The organism is Glycomyces niveus, assembly GCF_017592475.1.
GTDB lineage: Bacteria > Actinomycetota > Actinomycetes > Mycobacteriales > Micromonosporaceae > Glycomyces > Glycomyces niveus.
The window spans coordinates 18209-36234 of the sequence record NZ_JAGFNP010000009.1 but is presented as its reverse complement, the minus strand read 5'-3'; the positions used below and the strand labels follow the sequence as shown (position 1 = coordinate 36234).

Genomic DNA, 18026 nt, shown 5'->3' with positions numbered 1-18026 from the left:
CGAATCGGGGAGGCCCGCGGGCACGGGCGCGATTATCTTGACAACGGGTGTTCCGCGGACCCGCGTAGTTACGGGTGCAGGGCCGAGAATCCACCACTGCGCGGCCCCGCACCCCGACCCGTCACCCGAAAGAGGCCCTAGTGCAGAGCAAGGAGCAACGCGAGGACGAGTTCCAGTCGTTCGACCTCGCACACCGCGACCGCCTCAGGCGGTACGCGTACTACCTGAGCGGGGACTGGCACCAGGCCGACGACATCGTCCAGAAGGCGCTCACGAAGCTGTTCGCCGCCTGGCACCGCGTCGAGCCCGGCGGCGCGCCCGCATACGCGCGCCGGATCGTCACCAACGTGTACCTGTCCCACCGGCGGCTCGCCTGGGTGCGCCGCGAGCGCGCCACCGACGACATGCCGGTCCAGCGCATCGAGGCGCCCCAGGCGGAGGTCGAGCTGCGGCTCACCGTCGCCGGCGCGCTCGACCAGCTCGCGGCGCGCGAGCGCGTGACGATCGTCCTCAGGTACTGGGAGCAGCTGTCCGTCGAGGAGACGGCCGCCGCCATGGGCTGCTCCCCCGGCACCGTGAAGAGCCAGACCTCAAGGGCCATGGGCAAACTGCGACGACTGCTGGCCGGGACCCCGGTCCCCGCCGGCGCGTAAGGAAGGACACCGATGGAACACCACGACCACACCGAGCGGCTCCTGCTGCAAGGACGCCCCGACGACCCCGCCCCGCCGTCCGCAGTGGACATCAAGCGGGTCATGAGCCGCGGCTACCGCGCCCAGGCCCGCCGCAACGCCGCCATCGGCGGCGCCTCGGCCGCCGGCATCGCCGCGATCGCCGCCGTCCTCGCCCTGTCCCTCACCGGACTCGGCGACGACGGACAGGCCCCCGACGCCGCCCAGACGTTCCCCCCGGGCGAGCCGTTCGATTTCGACCCGGCCACCGCCGCCTACCCCTCCGTCCACCCCGTGTTCGGCACCGTCGACCCGGTCGGCCGGGAGCTCAACACCGCCGCCAAGGACGCGTTCGGCGAACTCGCGGTGGACGCGGGGATCTTCGACGCGGACGCGCTGGACTACGAGTTCCCCTCCGACGAGGCGGCACTGGAAGTCATGGGCGAGCACGACCTGGACTACTACTCGGCCCTCTCCGACCTCGGCTTCAACCAGGAGCAGTTCAACTTCGCGCCCCGCGGGCTCGACGCCAAGGGCGGACAGGCGTACCTCCGCGCCTACGTCGCCCTCGACTCGGACGAAGAGGCCGAGCACCTGGCGTACCGCATCTCCGGCTACCAGCCCGGCGGCTGGACCGCCGAACCCGGGCCCACAGGCGACGTCGCGTTCCCCCAGCACCTCATCAGCGACGAGGCCGTCTGGACCGACGAGGCCCCCGAGTTCGCCACCGAGACCCTCGGCGACGGCCGCGTCCTCATGACCGCCGACCACGGCTGCGCGCTCGAAGCCGCCGTCGTGTACCCGAACGGCTCGGCGCTCACCTCCCGGTGGGACCTCGACTGCCACGGCCAGGGCCGCGAGATGTCCCTTGAGGACCTGAGCACCGCGATGCTGGCCATGCCCCAGATCGACTACGACACGAGCGAACTCGCACCGGTCGAATTCCTCGACATGCCGCCCGCCTGGCCCGCCGACGAGTCCTGGCCCCAGGCCGCGGACGCCGACGCGCAGGCGAGCCTCGACGCCGCCGTGGCCGTGATCGAAGGCGTCTACGGCGAGACCGAGCAGCACGGCGGCAGCGCCGTCGGACTCCACACCGGCTCCGGCGAGGTCGTGCAGCGCACCTACACCGCCGACGTCACCCTGCCGCTCAACGACAGTCTCGACATCCCGATCAGCATGAACGTCCGCTACTACCTGCCGGGCGGATGGCTGCCGGGCCTGCCGCCGGAAGGCGCGGGCACCGGCCCGTACCTGATCGACTGCGGGGCCCCGGGCGACGGCAAGGACGACCAGTGCGCCCAGAGCGAGCTCGACGGCCGCACCGTCGCCACCCGGACCTGGTGCATCGACGACGAGCACTGCTCCTGGTTCATCGGGGTCTTCGACGAATCCGGATGGGCCGTCGTGATCGAGACCGGCGTCGGCGGCGGCATGGTCGAGGGTTACGGCCTCGAAGAGCTCACCGAACTCGCGACCGCCCTGCCCGCCCCGGTATACGACCCCGCCGAGTACGAAACCGATTGATCCGCAATGACCACCGCCGGGGCGCCGTCCGAACCAGGACGACGCCCTTCGCGGTGTGCGGTCGAGCGCGCGCCGCCTCCCGGCACCGGATCGACCCCGCCGTCATCCTCCACCGCATAACCGCTGCTCAGCCGTAGCGACCGCACAGTTCCACGCCCGCGTCCCGGCCAAGAATCGCGACAAGATAACACGTATCTCCGGCGCACACACCCCGTAGTGACTACTGTTCGAATAGTAAGCATTCGCGAGTCTTCCGCCGGTTCGCGACGGGAGCCCGAGCAGATAGGGAAGCGCCATGGCACGCACAGAGACGCGCAGCACCTGGGCTGCGGGAGGCACCGTCTTCGCCGCCTCGATGATGGTGATGGTCGGTATCTGGCAGGTGCTGGTCGGCATCGCAGCGCTGGTCGAAGACGAGATCTTCGTGACGACACCGAACTACCTCTACCAGTTCGACCTCACCGCTTGGGGCACCGTCCACGTCATCATCGGCGCGCTCGTCGCCCTGACCGGCGCCTTCGTCTTCATGGGCAGGAAATGGGCCTACTGGACCGGTGTCGTCATCGCGGCCATCTCGGCCACCAGCCAGTTCTTCTGGATGCCCTGGCAGCCGCTGTGGTCGATGGTCATGATCGCGATCGACATCTTCGTGATCTGGGCCCTGGCGACGGCCGCCCGCGCCACGCCGATGACGGACACCGGCGAGGACGAGTACACGGGCCGCACCACCGGCTCCTGGTCGAACCTCAACACGCAGACCACCAGCACGGCGACCAACCCGGCCAAGGGCATGGACGACGCGCAGACCCGAATGGAGACCGAGTCCCCCGCCGCCGGACGCACCGAGCAGCGCCCGCCGGAAGCGATGTAGGGAACCGGACGCGCTCGCGGCCGTATCCGGCTGGCCGGCTCAGCAGCCGGCCAGCGCCAGGAACTCCTGGCGGGAGCTGGGATCGGTGCGGAGCGTGCCGAGCAGCGTCGAGGTCACCGTGCTCGAGCCGGTGGCCAGCGCGCCGCGCAGCGTCATGCACGAGTGCTCGGCCTTGATCACGACGCCGACGGCCTTGGCGCCCAGGCGTTCCTGGAGCCAGTCGGCGGTCTGCTTGGTCAGCCGCTCCTGCGTCTGGGGCCGGCAGGCGAAGTGCTCGACCACGCGGGCGAGCTTGGAGAGGCCGAGCACGCGTTCCCCGGGGAGGTAGCCCACGCAGGCGTGGCCGGTGAACGGCAGCAGATGGTGCTCGCAGACGGAGCGGAACGGAATGTCCCGGGCGAGGACGAGCTCGTCGTAGCCCTCGTCGTTCGGGAAGGTCGTGAGGTTGAACGGGCGCGGGGTGAGCATCTCGGCCCAGGCCCGCGCCATCCGCCCGGGCGTGGCGCGGAGGTGCTCGGAGTCGTGCCGCATGCCCAGCGCCTTGAGGAAGTCCGCCGCCGCGGCCTCTGCGGCGATCAGATCCGGCTCGAACGCCTGCTCGGCGGCCTCCTGCGCAATGGTCGACATGGCGCTCCCTTCTAAAGACAAAACGTTCTTACTTTAGTGTCGGAGCCCGAGCGGAATTTGTCAAGAATCATTAGTGGTAGAGTTCACGGTATGGAGGAGGCTGCCGTCCCGGCCGACCTGGACGCCCTGGAACTGGACGCACTGTCCAACCCGGTGCGGCGCCGGGTCTTCGACCACGTGGTTTCACAGTCGGCGCCGGTCCGCCGGGACGAGGTGGCCGAAGCGGTGGGCATCAGCCGCACGCTCGCCGCGTACCACCTCGACCGGCTCGCCGAAGCCGGCCTGCTCACCACCGGCTACGCCCGCCCCGAAGGCCGCGGCGGCCCCGGAGCCGGACGCCCCGCCAAGCAGTACGCGCCCGCCCGCGACGAAGTCTCGGTCACCATCCCGCCGCGCGACTACGGCCTCCTCGCCGAAATCCTCGCCGACGTCGTCGCGGCCACCGACTCCCCTGCGCTGCACCAGGCCCTGATCACCGCGTCCGAACGCCGCGGCCGCGCGACCGGAGACCTCGGCGCCGATCTGCTCGCGACGCTCACCGCATGCGGCTACGAACCCGAGTGCACCGAGGACGACGACATCGAACTGCGCAACTGCCCGTTCCACCGCATCGCCCAACGCGAGACCGCACTCGTCTGCGGCATGAACCACGCCTTCCTCCGCGGCGTCCTCACCGCCCGCGACGACGCCCCCGACCGCGCCGAACTCGCCCCCCGCCCCGACCGCTGCTGCGTCGTCATCCACCCGGACTGAAACCGCGGAACGCCTGCAACGCAATCGGGCGGCGGCCTTGGGCCGCCGCCCTGCCGCACTAGTCGACGGGTGCGACCCGGATGAGGTTGCCGTCAGGGTCGGCCGCCACGAAGGTGCGGCCGAAGACCTCGTCGCGCGGCTCGTCGACGATCCGCACGCCCTTGCCGCGCCACTCCTCGTAGAGCGCATCGACCGATGCGGGTGCGCCGGCTCGGTCCACGGCGAGGCAGACCTCGCTGGTGCGCACCGGTTCCGCGGCGAAATCCACGCCCGAGCGGCTCCACAGCGAGAGGCTGACCCCGCCGCCGAGGTCGAACGAGATATACCCCGGCGTCTCGAAGACCGGCTTCATGTCGAACAGGTCCCCGTAGAAGCGGGCCGCTTCAGGCGCGTCGGAGACGTAGACGATGAAGATGTTCGGTGCGGGCATGATTGCCCTCCTTTCCGTCGGAGCCGCAACCGTAGACGCGAAACCTGACGGGATCTGTCAGGTTCTCTGGGAACATGGGAATGTGACTCCCGACAGGTGCTTCTCCCTCCTCCTCGCGCTGCGGTCGCGACCGGACACGACGGTCGCCGCGCTCGCCGAAGACACCGGCGTGTCCGAGCGGACCGTCATGCGCGACCTGCGCTGGCTCCAGGACGCCGGCTTCCCCGTGCTCGCGCGCCGCGGCCGCTACGGCGGCGTCTCGATGCTCCCCGGCGCCGCCCTCGACACGAGCCGCCTCACACCGCCCGAACGGGAGCACTTGGCGCTCACCGGACTCGACGAGGACCAGCGCCGCCGCCTCGGCGTCGAAGCAGTCAGCGACCGGGCCCGCCGCAAGGTCGCCGGAGCCCGCTCCGGCGACGGCCTGCTCGCCGTCGGCGACCTCGTCGTCAGCGACAACCGGCCGTGGTTCGGCCGCGACCCCGGCGGCGTCTCCCCCGCCGCGCTCATCGGCGACCTGCGCCGCGGCGTACGGCTCAAGGTCCACTACGAGCGGACCGGCCGACCACCGCAGTGGCGGACCGTCGACCCTTACGGGCTCTTGGCGAAAGGCGGGCGCTGGTACCTCGTGGCCGACGAAGCGGGCACACCCCGCCTGCTCAACCTGCTGAAGATCGACCGGTGGGAACCGCTCCGCACCGCGCGACGCCTCCGCCCGGACGTACGCCTCGCCGATGTCGCCGCCGAACTGACCTCCGGCTGGGAGACCGCAGGCGACCTCGAAGTGCACCTGCGCATCCAGGCCTACCAAGTGGAGCGGGCGCAGCGCATCCTCGGCTCACGCCTGACCCTCGGCGAACCCGAACCGGACGGGACCACCCCGGGCGTCCTGCGCTGCCGCGTCCTCGAAGACGTGCGCCAAATCCTGGCGTTCGCCGACTCCGCCACCGTCACCGGGCCACCCGAAGCCCGGGACCACCTCAAGGCACTCGCCCAGCGCATCGTCGACCACTACCGCTGAACCATGACGCGCCTCGACGCCTAGTCGGCCTCGCGCACCACGACGACCGGACAGGCCGCGTGGGTGACGCAGTGGAGGCTGACGGAGCCGAGGAGGGTGCCTTTGAAACCGCCGCGGCCACGGCTGCCGACGACGAGCAGGTCGGCCGATTTCGACTGCTCGACCAGGAGCTTCGGGGGATAGCCCATCTCTGCGATGCGTCCCACCTCGAGGTCGTCCCGACCGCCGAGTTCCCTGTCGACCGTTTCGTTCAGCGCCCGTTGGGCGGTGGCGGCGAAGTTCTCGCCGGGGAGGACCTCCACCGGGGTGCCGTACGTCGTGGGGATCTGCCACGCGTGGACCGCATCGAGCTTCGCGCCCGTCCGCTCCGCGTACCGCATGGCCCATTGCAGCGCGCGCACCGAAGTCGCCGAACCGTCGACGCCGACCAGGACTCGTTCCGGCGCTTGCTGGGCCATGCCGGTCTCCTTCCGCAGATCGATTACATCGTTGCCGATATATATTCGTGCTTCAGGGATGAAGCCCCCGCGTCACCATACGTCTGCTGAGTTCCGTTTGGTGTGTGTTCCTCGAACTCGTCCCAGTGATCTCGACCCGGGCCATCGTGGATGGCGGCAGTGATGCCCCGCCCTCGGGTGGTCCAGCAGTCCCCTACCGGGAAGCGAGGAAAGAACCGTGCAGCCGACTCAACCGAACGTGGCCCGCTCGCGGCGCCATGGTGATTGAACCTATGACCGACACGAAACAAGGCTCAAGCCATGCACCGCAACAGATCCGAGCACACGTCCCGAGAATGCGGAGCTTCGGGATCATCGCCATCGCACTGGTCGACCTCACCGCGGCGGTGAGCCTCACCGCGACGCCGGCGCACGCCGGCGAGATCGACCTCGACACCGCCGGCTCCGGCGAGATCAGGTCCCATCTGGAGGACCTCCGGCAGCGTCAGGCCTCCGAAGAGGAGCAGCTCGACCGGCTCGAATCCGAGCGGACCGCACTGCTCGCCGTGATCGAAGCGTCCGAGCGCGACTACGGCGCCATCGAATCCCAGCTCGAGCAGGCCACCCAGGCCCTCGACGCCGCAGAAGGCGGCTTCTCGGGCACCATCGAGGCACTGGGCGACTTCAGGGCCGAGCAGGCCCTCCGCTACGAGGCCGCCCAGCAGGCCGCAGCGCGGCTCGAAGCCGTCGAGCCGGAGATCCCACGCAGCACCGAGACGATCGCGAAGCTCGCAGGGGACATCAGCAGGGCCGGTCGCGCTCTGGAGGCGGCTGAAGAGGCGGAGGCCCGAACCCGGGTCACGGTGACGGCCGATCCCCCGGCCGGCGCGAACGACATCGTCCAGTTCGCCTACGACCAACTCGGGAAGCCATACGGCTACGGCAAGACCGGACCGGACGCCTTCGACTGCTCCGGCCTCGTGGCCGCCGCCTACGCCCAGTCGGGCGTGTCGCTCAACCGCACGTCGCAGGGGCAGTGGAGCGACTCCACCGCGATCAGCCGCGGCGACCTGAGCCCCGGGGACCTGGTGTTCTCCTACGGGACCGGGCACATCGCCATCTACGTCGGCGGGGGGCAGGTCATCCACGCCTCGAAACCGGGCGACACCGTGAAGATCGCCCCCATGGACGTCATGCCCGTGTCCGGGTACCGGCGAGTGCAGTGATCACCCGAACGGCGCGCTGACCTCGCGCGCACGCGGGCAAGCTGAAGGGCGGGGCATCCGCAAGGGATGCCCCGCCCGTTCTTGCACAGTTGGATCATCTTCATCGGGCCGTCGGCGGCCTTGCGGCCGCGTGGCGGGCCCCTCCGGTCAGAAGCCCTGGATCTGGAAGGAGAACCTGAGCATCGACGCTTCGCCCGCCCCGCTCGCCCCGGACAACGCGATCGGCTCGTGGAGCTTGTAGACCGCGTGGAAGTCAGGGAAGTCGGCCGGCTTGCCGACCAGTTCGATCGGGACGTTCGCCCGCAGCGACAGCGGGTCGTCGGACCCCTCGGGCAGGCCGAGCGCGCGCGGGTTCGCGATGGTGACCTCGCACTCGAGCGCCAGCGTGTGCTGGAACCTGGGCGAGCGCGGCGACACGCGCCGCAGCACGGTCGCCTCGGTGCGGGAGCCCGCACGCTGCTCCATGGTGACCACCGCATCGCGTGCGCCGGTCGAAGAGAGACGGAACTCGGTGATCCTCGTTCGGACCGCGCCCGGGTCGTCCGGGTGCTCCTCGATCTCGAACGTGGCCCGGCCCTGGAGCGGCCCGGTGCGGATCTTGCGGCCCGCGACGGCGAGTTCGATGCCCTTCGAGACCAGCTGGACCTGCGCGGTCGCGCCCGGAGCCGGGAGCTTGGGAAGCACCCGATCGGCGCGGCGGGCGGCCACGGCGACCCCCGCGACCGCCAGACCCACGGCCGCACCAGCGGCCACTCCGGTCCTCACACGGCGCACGGTCCTCGCCCGTTTCCTCTTCTTCGTGTTGATCATGGTCACGGCTGTTGAGCCTCCTTCGGAGTCGGAAAACGACTCCCTGAGGCTAAGCCGCATCCGCGGACTTTTCACTCGAACGCGTGAATATCGACGTCATGAAGCGGTCTTGCGGTGGCTCGAGGCGATGCTCTCGGCGACGCCGATGAGCAGCACCGAGGCGACCACGGCGACCACGAAGCCGAGGACGTTCAGCTCCCAGATGTCGCCCGTCCCGAGCAGGTTCGCGATGGTCCCGCCGATCACCGATCCGACCAGGCCCAGGATGAGCGTGGCGAGGATCCCGAGGTGCTGCCGCCCGGGCTTGATGAGTCGCGCCAGCACGCCGATCACGAGCCCGGCGATGATGAATCCGATCATTGCAGCCTCCATATTCGAATGAGTCGAGGCCCTTGGTCTACCCGCAGCGGACGATTTTCACACCGCCCCAGGCAGAAACGCGATCAGCAGCCTCGACGCCCTGCGCTGCTTCCCATCTCATGCGCCGGCGCGCGCCACTGCATTGCTGAGGTCGATTGTGGCCAGTGCGCCGCCGTCCGGGGCGTCGGCGAGTTCGAGCCGGGCGCCGAGCACCTGGGCCTGGCCGAGGGCGATCCGTTCGAGTCGGCGCGGGACTACCTCGACTGAGCCGCCCGGGCCCGAGGGGTGAACGCGATCTGCGGGCAGCCCGAGGACTCGTCCATGTTCACGACGGCGTCCACCTCGTAGACCTCGGCGATCAGTGCGGGCGTGAGGACCTCGGCCGGTGTCCCGGCCGCGATCGCCTTGCCGCCCTTGAGGATCAGCACCGAGTCGCAGAACATCGCCGCGAGGTTGAGGTCGTGCAGGGCGACGACCGTGGTGACCGGCAGATCGGCGACGAGTCGCAGCAGGTCGAGCTGGTGGCGGATGTCGAGGTGGTTGGTGGGCTCGTCGAGCAAAAGCTCACGGGGACGCTGAGCGAGCGCGCGGGCGATGTGGGCGCGCTGGCGCTCACCGCCCGAGAGGCGATGCCAGGACTCCCCCGCCTTGGCGACGAGTCCGGTGCGCTCCAAGGCTTCCGCGACCGCTTCGGCGTCGGCCCGGTGGTCGCCGCCGAAGGCGCCGCGGTGCGGGATGCGGCCGAGGGCGACGATGTCGCGCACGCAGAGCTCCACTGCGGTGTCCGCATGCTGGGTGACAGTGGCGATGGCGCGCGCGGCCTCGCGCCGCGGCACCGCGGACAGCGCGCGGTCGTCGAGGGTCACGACGCCGGCGGTCGGTCGGGCGATCCCCGAGAGCAGGCGGATGAGGGAGGACTTGCCGGAACCGTTGGGCCCCAGGAGCCCGATGGTCTCGCCGGGGTTCGGGCGCAGGCTCACGCCGTCGACGACGAGTCGGCCGCCCCGGTCCCAGGCGACCTCGCGGGCCTCGAGCGTCATGGCGTCCTCCTTCGGCGGTACATGATCGCGATGAACACCGGGACGCCGACGAGCGCGGTGCTGACGCCAATCGGCAGCGGCGAGGGCGAGAACGCGATCCGGGAGACGGCGTCGACCCACACCATGAAGACCGCGCCGACGAGCGCGGTCACCGGCACCAGGCGCAGGTGGAGCGGTCCGGCGAGGAACCGGGCGGCGTGCGGCAGGACGAGGCCGACGAACCCGATCGCGCCGGCGACGCTGACCATCACCGCGGTCAGGAGCGCCGCGGCGGTGATGAGCACGGCGCGCTCGCGTCCGACATGGACGCCGAGCGACGCGGCCACGTCGTCGCCGAACGCGAAGGCGTCCAGCACATGCGCTCGGGCCAGGCACAGGACCGTCCCGGCCAGCGCGGCGAGGCCGCAGAGGGCGGCGCCGTTCCAGCGGACCCCTTCGAGGGAGCCGAGGAGCCAGAACATGACGCCGCGGGTCGCGTCGGAGTCGGCGAACGCGAAGATCACGAACGAGGTGATCGCGGAGAACAGCTGCGTGACCGCGATCCCGGCGAGGATGAGCTTGTCGTCGCCGCCTCCGGCGAGGCGCGCGATGAGCAGGACCGCGCCGAAGGAGACGAGCGAGCCGACGAACGCGCCGCCGGGCACGCCGAGCCCGGCCGAGCCGACGCCGAGGATCGCGACGACGACCGCTCCCGAGGAGGCGCCGGAGGAGATCCCGAGGACGTAGGGGTCGGCGAGCGGGTTGCGCAGCAGCGACTGCAGGATGAGGCCGCACAGCCCGAGCCCGGCGCCGCAGGCGGCGGCCACGAGCGCGCGCGGCAGCCGGTCCTGCCAGACGATGGCCTCTTTCGAGACCCGCACCGGGATCTCCGCTCCCGCGAGGTGGTTGAGGAGGATGTCGCGCACGTTCACCAGGGACACGTCGGCGGGGCCGAGCGTGATCGCCGCGCCGATCGAGGCGAGCAGAAGGACGAGGGCGCCGAGGCCGACGGCGAGGAATCGCAAGCGGTTCCCGCCGCGCGGGGGCGCGGCCTCGGCGAGCGCGGTCGTCACGCAGCGGCCTCGATGGCCTGTAGTCCGGCGGCGAGCGCCTCGATGCCGTCGACCATCCGGATCGAGGGGTTCATCTCGGCTCCGGGCAGCGAGATGAACCGCTCTCCGACGACGGCGTCGAGGCCCTTGGTGACCGGGTCGGTGGTGAGGAATTCGATCTTCTCGGCGGCCTGGTCGCCGGGCCATCGTTCGCGACTGAGGTCGGCCATGACGATGACGTCGGGGTCGCGGTCGACGAAGTCCTCCCAGGTGGTGGCGGGCCAGTCGTCGGGGAGGTCGCCGAACACGTTCGAGACGCCCGCCTCGCTCGCGAGCAGCGCGGGCGCGCCGAGACCGCCTGCGACGTAAGGGGTCTTGAGGTCGGAGAACCAGAACGCGGCGGTCAGGTCCGAGGCGGCGATGTCCGCGAGCGCGGCCTGGCGGCGGGTCTCGAGCTCGGCGACGAGGTCTTCACCGCGGCTGGAGACGTCGAAGATCTGCGCGAGTTCGCGGATCTCCTGGTAGAGGGAGTCGAAGGTGAGCGGCTGGGTGCGGGTGCCGCCGCCGTTGATGCTGACGTCGCCGTCGCAGTCGGTGGGCGAGAGGTAGGACTCGATGCCGGTCTCGGCGAACCGGCCGCGGTCCGCGACGCCGCCTTGGGCGAAGTGGCGGCCGAAGGAGGCGGTGACGAAGTCGGGGTCGGCGCCGAGGACCACTTCGTAGGTCGGCGCCTCGTCGGCGAGCCGCGGCACGTCGGCGTTGGCCTCGGCGAGGGAGTCGAGGATCGGGTCGGTCCAGGAGGCGGTGCCGACCACGCGGTCTTCCAGGCCCAGGGACAGGAGGATCTCGGTGGAGCCCTGGTCGAGCGAGACGACGCGCTGCGGCGCGGCGTCGAAGACGATCTCCTGGCCGCAGTTCTCCACGGTCAGCGGGTACGCGGTCGCGCCTTCACCGGCGGCCGCGGCCGTCTCGGGCACGGGTTCGGAAGCGCCGCAGGCGGCCAGACCGGCCAACAGCAGAGAGGCGGTTGCGGCGCATGTGATCGCGCGTCGGCCGAGATGCATGGTGGTGTTCCTTCAGGCTGGTCCGGGGAGTGCGGCCTCTCGACCGCCTTGCGCGCGCTACATTAGGCTAGCCTTTCCTAATACTTGAACGTTCATCAGAAACTTGTGTCGGCCGTCATAACGCGTGCCGCTGCAACCACCCGCGGATCACGGCGCCTCCCACTGATCCTCGACACCTGTTGTGCCGCTTAAGCAAGCGTTCCCGAGCACGGCCCGAACGAGACCGGAGCGCCCCTCCGGCGAAACTGCCGGCGGGACGCTCCAGAACGCCGCTCCGCGCGCCGCTACGGCGTCGCGCGGAAGCCGTAGGTCGCTCCGCTCAGCGCCTGGAACTCGGCGGCGGTCCCGGAGTCGAGCACCTTCGTGTTCGTCGTGCTGCCGTCGAGCACGGCCGAGCGGACGCCGACGTTCGCGACGTGGTGGTTCATCGCCAGGTAGTTGCCGCTCCCCGACTTCACCAGGACGAGGGTCGGCACCGCTCCCGAAGGGGTGATGGAGCCGGAGGGCACGTCGTACGTGAAGTGGTTGCCCGTGACGGTGTTGCCGCTGCCGTTGATGTGGACGAGGCCGAAGAGGTCGTCGGTCGTGAGCGGGACACCCTGGAACGGCCCGAACGATTCGCGGTTGCGAAGGAAGTGGTTGGCGCCGATGAGGTTGCTGCGGCAGTCGCCTTCGAGGGTCACCATGCCGGACGAGAACGAGTGGAGGCGGTTCGCCGAGACGGTGCTGTCGGAGCAGTTCTTCAGGTGCACCGAGCTCTTGCCGCGCGGGAAGACGTTGTTGCCCGACACGATGAGCCCGAAGTGCCCTTCGGCGAAGAACGAGAACCCCGCCGGGCCCGCTCCGAGGTGGTTGTCGTTGACCATCGTGGCCTGCCCGGAGCCCACCAGTTCGACGCAGCTGCCGCATTCGGCGATGAAGTTGCCGTTGAGCTGCAACGCGTCGACGCCGGTGAGGACGACGCCGCGTTCGAGGTAGACCATGCCCATGCCCGCGATGCGCACCGAGTCGGTGTCGCTCGTGGAGCGCACGCCGATCTTGCCGTTGCGGTAGCTGTTCTGGTTCGGGGTGAACGAGAGCCCGTCGAGGCAGAAGTCGACCAGTTCGATCGAGCTCAGGCGCGGCGAGCCGCCCCGGCTGATGAGGATCGCCTCGGCGTTCCCGTCGGTGTTCTCGACCTTGATGCGGCTGCCGCCCGGCCAGACCTCCCACCAGTCGGCGGTGTTCGCGGTGTTGTACCGGATGCTCGAGGAGGTGAACCCGTGGCCGGACCCCTTGATCTGGAGGTAGCTGATGTCGATCACGATGCGGGTCTTGAGCGAGTAGTCGCCCGGGGGGATGTAGACGACGGCGCCCGGCTTCGCCGCCTGGGTGGGCTGGTTCGCCTTGATGTCGGCGATGATGCTGTTCACGACGGCGCCGATGTCGGTGTACGCGGTCGTGCCGGGGCTGCCGGGGATCGTCCAGGTGGTCACGTCGTAGATGGTCGAGGGCATGGTGGTCTCCCGCTTCGTCGAGGTCGATGTCGTAAGGGGTCGGCAAGGGGCTAGATCAGGCCGAGGAGCGTGCGGTGCGGCCGCTCTTCGGGGGCGGCCTCCTGGGCGGGGGCCGCCCCCGGTTCGGCGCGGGCGGGCCGGGGCGCGCCGAGCGCTGCCGCGATGCCGCTGGCGCCGGCAGCGAGGATGAGGGTGCGGCGGGTGGGGCCGGTCGGTGGAAGGCTCATGGTGCTCCGGAAGGGCTGGGAGCCAAATGGATTTGGCAATGTGCTGACCGATGCTAGGGGCGTCCGTCGCAGCAGGTCAATGCGCCAAACGATTTTGGCGACATTTTTTCAATGTTTGGCGTTGACAGTCGCCGGTCCGGGGCCGCAGACTCGTGCCAAGACGTTTTGTCAAAACGTTTTGTCACCGGCCCGACGGTGACCCCTCACGCGTAGCAGAGCAGCTACAAGAACGGAGTCGAAGTAATGACGCTTCGCGATACCAGCGGTCGTGTCCGGACCGCTTCCCTCGCAACCGCACTGGCGACGGCGGGCACGCTCGCGCTCTCCGGCTGCGGCGCGGGCGGCGCCGCCGCGGAGGACGAACTCACCGTCGTCGTCGAGGGCGGCGGACTGGCGGAACTGCAGCCGATCGCCGACCTCTACGAGCAGGAGACGGGAACGACCGTCACACTCGTCGAACTGCCCTATGACGGCCTCTACGACCGCATCCAGACCGAGCTCGGATCGGGCAGCGTCTCCTTCGACGTCGCCGCTCTCGACGCGATCTGGCTGAGCGCGTTCACCGAGGGCGTCTCGCCCCTCGACGACCTGTTCACCGACGACGTGAAGGCGGACCTGTTCCCGGGCCTCGTGAGCGAGGCGCAGGTCGGCGGCCAGTACGTCGGCATGCCGATCTTCACCAACTCCGAGATCCTCTACTACCGCACCGACCTGTTCGAGGACCCCCAGCACCAGGCCGACTTCGAGGCGCAGTACGGCTACCCGCTCGCTCCGCCGACGACCTGGGAGCAGTACCGCGACGCCGCCGAGTTCTTCACGATGGACACCGACGGCGACGGCCAGATCGACCTCTACGGCACCGATGTCAAGGGCGCCGTCGAGACCGAGTGGCTCGCCACGGTCTCGCAGACGGGCGAGGAGCACATGGTCCTCGACCCGGAGACCGGCGAAATCACCATCGGCGACGCCGAGCACCTCGAGGCGCTCGACTACTACACGAGCCTGCTCCCGTACGCCCCCGCCGGGGCGGCGCAGCTGGACTGGGCCGGAGCGCAGAACCTCTTCTACCAGGGGCAGCTCGCCATGATGCGGTTCTGGGGCCACGCCTACACCCAGACCCCCGCCGACTCGCCCGTCGCGGGCCAGATCGGCGCGGCCCCCATGATCGCGGGCGAGGGCGGCGTCGCCGGAGTGCCCGGCGCCTGGTACCTCTCGGTGCCCGCAGCCGGGACGAAGCAGGACCTGGCGAAGGACTTCATCGCCTTCGCGTACGAGCACAACGAACTCTCGATGGACACGTCGCTGGGCCTCGTCGCGCGCATCTCGGCGTTCGAGTCGCAGGCGGGGGTCGCCGGCAGGGAGAACTACCCCGCGATCCTCGAGACGCTCAACTCACCGGCCACCCGCGCCCGCCCGGCGACGCCGCAGTGGCAGGAGATCGTCGACACCGTGCTCACGCCCATGCTGCAGAAGGCCGTCGAGCCAGGCGCCGACAACGCCGCCCTGCTGCAGGAGGCGGAGGCGCAGATCGAGGCGATCCTCGAGTAGCCGCCGACCGCTCCGCACCGGTGGCCGACCGCGTCGCAGCGGTCGGCCATCCCGTCCGACAGAAAGACCTCCCACATTGCGTGTCTCCGATCGCCGGTTCGCCCTGCTGCTCATGGCGCCGGCAGCCCTCTTCCTCGCGGCCTTCGTGCTCTGGCCGCTCATCAGGTTCGTCTGGAACGCCTTCTACGACATCTCGCCGATCGCGGGCGGACCGCGCGCCTACGTCGGCCTGCAGAACTTCATCGACGCGTTCGCCTCGGCCTCGTTCCAGGGCGCGTCGCTCCGCACGGTCGTCTACACGCTCGTCGTCGTCGCGCTCGAGTTCGCGGCCGGGCTCGTCGTCGCCCTGATCTTCGCGGCCCTGGGCCGGCGCTCGACGGTGTTCCGCACGATCTTCATGTACCCGCTCATGATCGCGCCCGTCGTGGCCGGCCTGCTGTGGCGATTCCTGCTCATCGACAACTTCGGCATCGTCAACGAACTCCTCGTCCGGGCAGGCGTCCTCGACAACCCGAGCCAGGTCGGCTGGCTGAGCGACCCGGCGATCGCGCTCTTCGCGGTCGCCCTCCCGGACATCTGGCTGACGACGTCGTTCATCACCCTCGTGCTCTTCGCCGGCCTGCAGACCATCCCGGGCGAGATCCTGGAGGCAGCCCGCATCGACGGGGCGCGGTTCCCCACGATGCTGTTCCGGGTGATCATCCCGCTGCTGCGACCCGTGATCGCCGTCGCGCTCATCGTGCGCGGCATCGACGCGGCCCGCGCGTTCGACATCATCCTCATCCAGACCAACGGCGGTCCGCAGGAGAGCACGACCACGCTCAGCCTGCTCATCTACCGCACCATGACCCGCTACGGCGACATCGGACTGGCCAGCGCGATGGGCACGATCTACCTGATCGGCATGCTCCTCGTCGCGGCGGTGGCCGTCACCGCGATCTGGCGGCCGGGGGAGGCGCGATGAACGGCCTCGAAACCCGCCGCCGGTCGACGAAGGCGATCCTCGGCGTCATGCTCGCCGTGATCCTGGTGCTCTACGGCTTCCCGTTCGTCTACCTGCTGCTCACGTCGTTCAAGACTCCGAGCGAGGCGATCGCGGTGCCCCCGTCGGTGATGCCGAACGTGTGGACGCTGGAGAACTACGTGGCGGCCCTGGCGAAGGAAGGCGTCGTCCCGGCGCTCATCAACAGTGTCGTGACGGCCGTGCTCAGCACGCTGTTCTCCCTGGTGCTCGCGGTTCCGGCCGCCTATGCGGTCACCAGGTACCGCACGCCGAGCGGGCGCGTGTTCGTGCTCGCGGCGCTCGTCACCCGGATGGTGCCGACGATCGCGATCGGCGCCCCGCTGGTGGAGACGATGCGCGCTATGGGGATCGGCGACACCTCGTTCGCCCTCGCGATCGCCCATACGACGATCTCGCTGCCGCTCTCGATCTGGCTCATGGCGAGCTTCTTCGAGGCCGTCCCCGACGAGATCGAGGAGGCCGCGAAGATGGACGGGGCGTCGCGGCTCGGAGCGCTCTGGCGGGTCGTCCTGCCGGTGGTGTCCGGCGGTCTGGCGGTGACGGCGATCTTCGCGTTTCTCGCCTCATGGAACGAGTTCCTGTTCGCGCTGCTGCTCACCTCGGTCCGCGCGCAGACGACCCCCATCGTGATCGCGAACTTCCAGACGCAGTTCGGGCTCGACTGGGGCGCGATGACGGCGCTCGCCGCCGTCTACTCGCTCCCGGTCATCCTGCTCACCCTCGTGCTCCAGCGCCACATCGTCGCGGGCCTCACCCTCGGCGCCGTGAAAGGATGAGCGGAGGCAACCCGATGCGAGCAGGCAGGAGTCCACAATGGCGGTGAACGGGGTCGGCATCCGAGACGTGGCCCGGCTGGCCGGCGTCTCCATCACCACGGTGTCCCACGTCCTCAACGACACGCCGAACACGCGGGTCTCCGCGGAGACGCGAGCGCGGGTCCGCGAAGCGGCGGCCCAGCTCGGTTACGGTCCCAACCGGGCGGCGCGTGCGCTGCGCACCAACCGGTCCGGGCTGATCGGGCTGCTGAGCGAGGAGATCGCGACCACCCCGCACGCGGGCCGGATCATCCTCGGCGCGCAGGACGCGGCCCGCGCCCACGACCTGACCCTGGTCATCGTCAACGCCGAGCGCGAATCCAGCGCCAGCGCGCACGAGGACTACGTCCAGACGCTGATCGACCGGCAGGTGGAGGCGGTCCTCTACGCGACGATGTACCACCGCCGGATATCCGTGCCCGCGAATCTGCGGCGCGTGCCGGCCGTGCTGATCGACGCGACCGACGAGGACGGCGTCGTCCCCGCGGTCGTCCCCGACGAGGTGGGCGGCGCGGTCACCGCCGTCACCCACCTCGTCGAGGCCGGTCACCGGCGCATCGGCTTCCTCAACAACGACGACGACGTGCCGGCCACGCACGAACGCCTGATCGGCTACCGGCAGGTGCTGCACCGGCACGGCATCCCGATCGACGAGCACCTGGTCCGCCAGGCGCCGTCGGAGACCCTGCCCGGCTACGCGCTCGCGCGGGAGATGCTCGCCGGGGACGACCGGCCCACCGCCTTGTTCTGCTACAACGACCGGATGGCGATGGGCGCCTACCGGGCCGCGGCCGAGCTGGGCCTCGACATCCCGCGCGATCTGTCCATTGTGGGCTTCGATAACCAGGAGCTCATCGCCGCGAACCTCTTCCCCGGCCTCACCACGGTGGCGCTGCCGCACTACGAGATGGGCGAGTGGGCCGTCGAGACGCTCGTGCGCCTGCTCGGCGGGGAAGCCGAGCTCCCCCACGACGGTCCGACCCGCCTCGACTGCCCGCTGGTCACCCGCGGCTCGGTCGCCGCCCCCCAACCGCACCGAAAGGCCTGA

At 70.1% G+C, this 18026-nt stretch carries 20 protein-coding genes; 10 read left to right on the top strand and 10 right to left on the bottom strand.

Translation table 11 applies throughout. The annotated features are described in order from the left end of the window. The first annotated feature begins 140 nt into the window (after positions 1–140). The 3 genes from J5V16_RS16070 to J5V16_RS16060 all read left to right on the top strand — a co-directional run bounded on the left by J5V16_RS16070 (position 141) and on the right by J5V16_RS16060 (position 3069). Positions 141–653, top strand: coding sequence for a SigE family RNA polymerase sigma factor (locus J5V16_RS16070; RefSeq protein ID WP_208497460.1), 513 nt, complete (start codon positions 141–143; stop codon positions 651–653). Positions 654–665: 12 nt separating this feature from the next. Next, positions 666–2198 carry a hypothetical protein gene (locus J5V16_RS16065; RefSeq protein ID WP_208497459.1) on the top strand — a complete coding sequence of 511 codons (1533 nt, stop codon included), beginning with the start codon at positions 666–668 and terminating at the stop codon, positions 2196–2198. Between the two features lie 295 nt (positions 2199–2493). Continuing rightward, positions 2494–3069, top strand: coding sequence for a DUF7144 family membrane protein (locus tag J5V16_RS16060; RefSeq protein ID WP_208497458.1), 576 nt, complete (start codon positions 2494–2496; stop codon positions 3067–3069). A gap of 39 nt (positions 3070–3108) precedes the next feature. Here J5V16_RS16060 and folE read toward each other — a convergent pair whose 3' ends face one another. After that, complete coding sequence (gene folE, locus J5V16_RS16055; protein WP_208497457.1) at positions 3109–3696, bottom strand: GTP cyclohydrolase I; 588 nt, start codon at positions 3694–3696, stop codon at positions 3109–3111. Positions 3697–3786: 90 nt separating this feature from the next. On the opposite strand from folE, the gene J5V16_RS16050 reads away from it, so the two are divergent. After that, positions 3787–4449 (top strand): helix-turn-helix transcriptional regulator, encoded by a 663-nt coding sequence (locus J5V16_RS16050; RefSeq protein ID WP_208497456.1) that lies wholly within the window; start codon positions 3787–3789, stop codon positions 4447–4449. Between the two features lie 58 nt (positions 4450–4507). Here J5V16_RS16050 and J5V16_RS16045 read toward each other — a convergent pair whose 3' ends face one another. Then, a complete protein-coding gene (locus J5V16_RS16045; RefSeq protein WP_208497455.1) occupies positions 4508–4879 on the bottom strand; it encodes a VOC family protein in 372 nt (123 codons plus the stop codon). 82 nt (positions 4880–4961) lie between these two features. Here J5V16_RS16045 and J5V16_RS16040 point away from each other — a divergent pair, with 82 nt between their 5' ends. Further along, complete coding sequence (locus J5V16_RS16040) at positions 4962–5900, top strand: helix-turn-helix transcriptional regulator (protein WP_208497454.1); 939 nt, start codon at positions 4962–4964, stop codon at positions 5898–5900. A 20-nt stretch (positions 5901–5920) separates the two neighbouring features. Here J5V16_RS16040 and J5V16_RS16035 read toward each other — a convergent pair whose 3' ends face one another. Further along, positions 5921–6358: a universal stress protein gene (locus J5V16_RS16035; RefSeq protein ID WP_208497453.1), complete on the bottom strand. Its 438-nt coding sequence runs from the start codon at positions 6356–6358 to the stop codon at positions 5921–5923. A 335-nt stretch (positions 6359–6693) separates the two neighbouring features. On the opposite strand from J5V16_RS16035, the gene J5V16_RS16030 reads away from it, so the two are divergent. Then, a complete protein-coding gene (locus J5V16_RS16030; protein ID WP_208497452.1) occupies positions 6694–7563 on the top strand; it encodes a C40 family peptidase in 870 nt (289 codons plus the stop codon). Between the two features lie 147 nt (positions 7564–7710). Here the strand turns inward: J5V16_RS16030 and J5V16_RS16025 are convergent, their stop codons facing one another. The 7 genes from J5V16_RS16025 to J5V16_RS15995 all read right to left on the bottom strand — a co-directional run bounded on the left by J5V16_RS16025 (position 7711) and on the right by J5V16_RS15995 (position 13591). Continuing rightward, positions 7711–8328 (bottom strand): hypothetical protein, encoded by a 618-nt coding sequence (locus tag J5V16_RS16025; protein WP_208497451.1) that lies wholly within the window; start codon positions 8326–8328, stop codon positions 7711–7713. Between the two features lie 141 nt (positions 8329–8469). Next, positions 8470–8733 (bottom strand): GlsB/YeaQ/YmgE family stress response membrane protein, encoded by a 264-nt coding sequence (locus J5V16_RS16020; RefSeq protein WP_208497450.1) that lies wholly within the window; start codon positions 8731–8733, stop codon positions 8470–8472. A gap of 254 nt (positions 8734–8987) precedes the next feature. Then, positions 8988–9773: an ABC transporter ATP-binding protein gene (locus J5V16_RS16015; RefSeq protein WP_208497449.1), complete on the bottom strand. Its 786-nt coding sequence runs from the start codon at positions 9771–9773 to the stop codon at positions 8988–8990. After that, entirely contained in the window at positions 9770–10825 is a 1056-nt protein-coding gene (locus tag J5V16_RS16010; protein WP_307792989.1) for a FecCD family ABC transporter permease, read from the bottom strand. Before J5V16_RS16010 ends, J5V16_RS16015 begins: the two co-directional genes overlap by 4 nt. Next, positions 10822–11868, bottom strand: a complete 1047-nt coding sequence (locus tag J5V16_RS16005) for an ABC transporter substrate-binding protein (protein WP_208497448.1) — start codon at positions 11866–11868, stop codon at positions 10822–10824. Before J5V16_RS16005 ends, J5V16_RS16010 begins: the two co-directional genes overlap by 4 nt. A 284-nt stretch (positions 11869–12152) precedes the next feature. Next, positions 12153–13364 carry a NosD domain-containing protein gene (locus tag J5V16_RS16000; RefSeq protein ID WP_208497447.1) on the bottom strand — a complete coding sequence of 404 codons (1212 nt, stop codon included), beginning with the start codon at positions 13362–13364 and terminating at the stop codon, positions 12153–12155. Positions 13365–13414: 50 nt separating this feature from the next. Further along, on the bottom strand, positions 13415–13591 hold the full coding sequence (locus J5V16_RS15995; RefSeq protein ID WP_208497446.1) for a hypothetical protein: 177 nt from the start codon (positions 13589–13591) through the stop codon (positions 13415–13417). A 243-nt stretch (positions 13592–13834) separates the two neighbouring features. Between J5V16_RS15995 and J5V16_RS15990 the strand changes: the two genes are divergently transcribed. The 4 genes from J5V16_RS15990 to J5V16_RS15975 all read left to right on the top strand — a co-directional run bounded on the left by J5V16_RS15990 (position 13835) and on the right by J5V16_RS15975 (position 18026). Beyond that, positions 13835–15139 (top strand): extracellular solute-binding protein, encoded by a 1305-nt coding sequence (locus J5V16_RS15990; RefSeq protein WP_208497445.1) that lies wholly within the window; start codon positions 13835–13837, stop codon positions 15137–15139. A gap of 76 nt (positions 15140–15215) precedes the next feature. Beyond that, entirely contained in the window at positions 15216–16103 is an 888-nt protein-coding gene (locus J5V16_RS15985; protein ID WP_208497444.1) for a carbohydrate ABC transporter permease, read from the top strand. After that, positions 16100–16939 (top strand): carbohydrate ABC transporter permease, encoded by an 840-nt coding sequence (locus tag J5V16_RS15980; protein WP_208497443.1) that lies wholly within the window; start codon positions 16100–16102, stop codon positions 16937–16939. Before J5V16_RS15985 ends, J5V16_RS15980 begins: the two co-directional genes overlap by 4 nt. Before the next feature lie 37 nt (positions 16940–16976). Next, a complete protein-coding gene (locus tag J5V16_RS15975; protein WP_208497442.1) occupies positions 16977–18026 on the top strand; it encodes a LacI family DNA-binding transcriptional regulator in 1050 nt (349 codons plus the stop codon).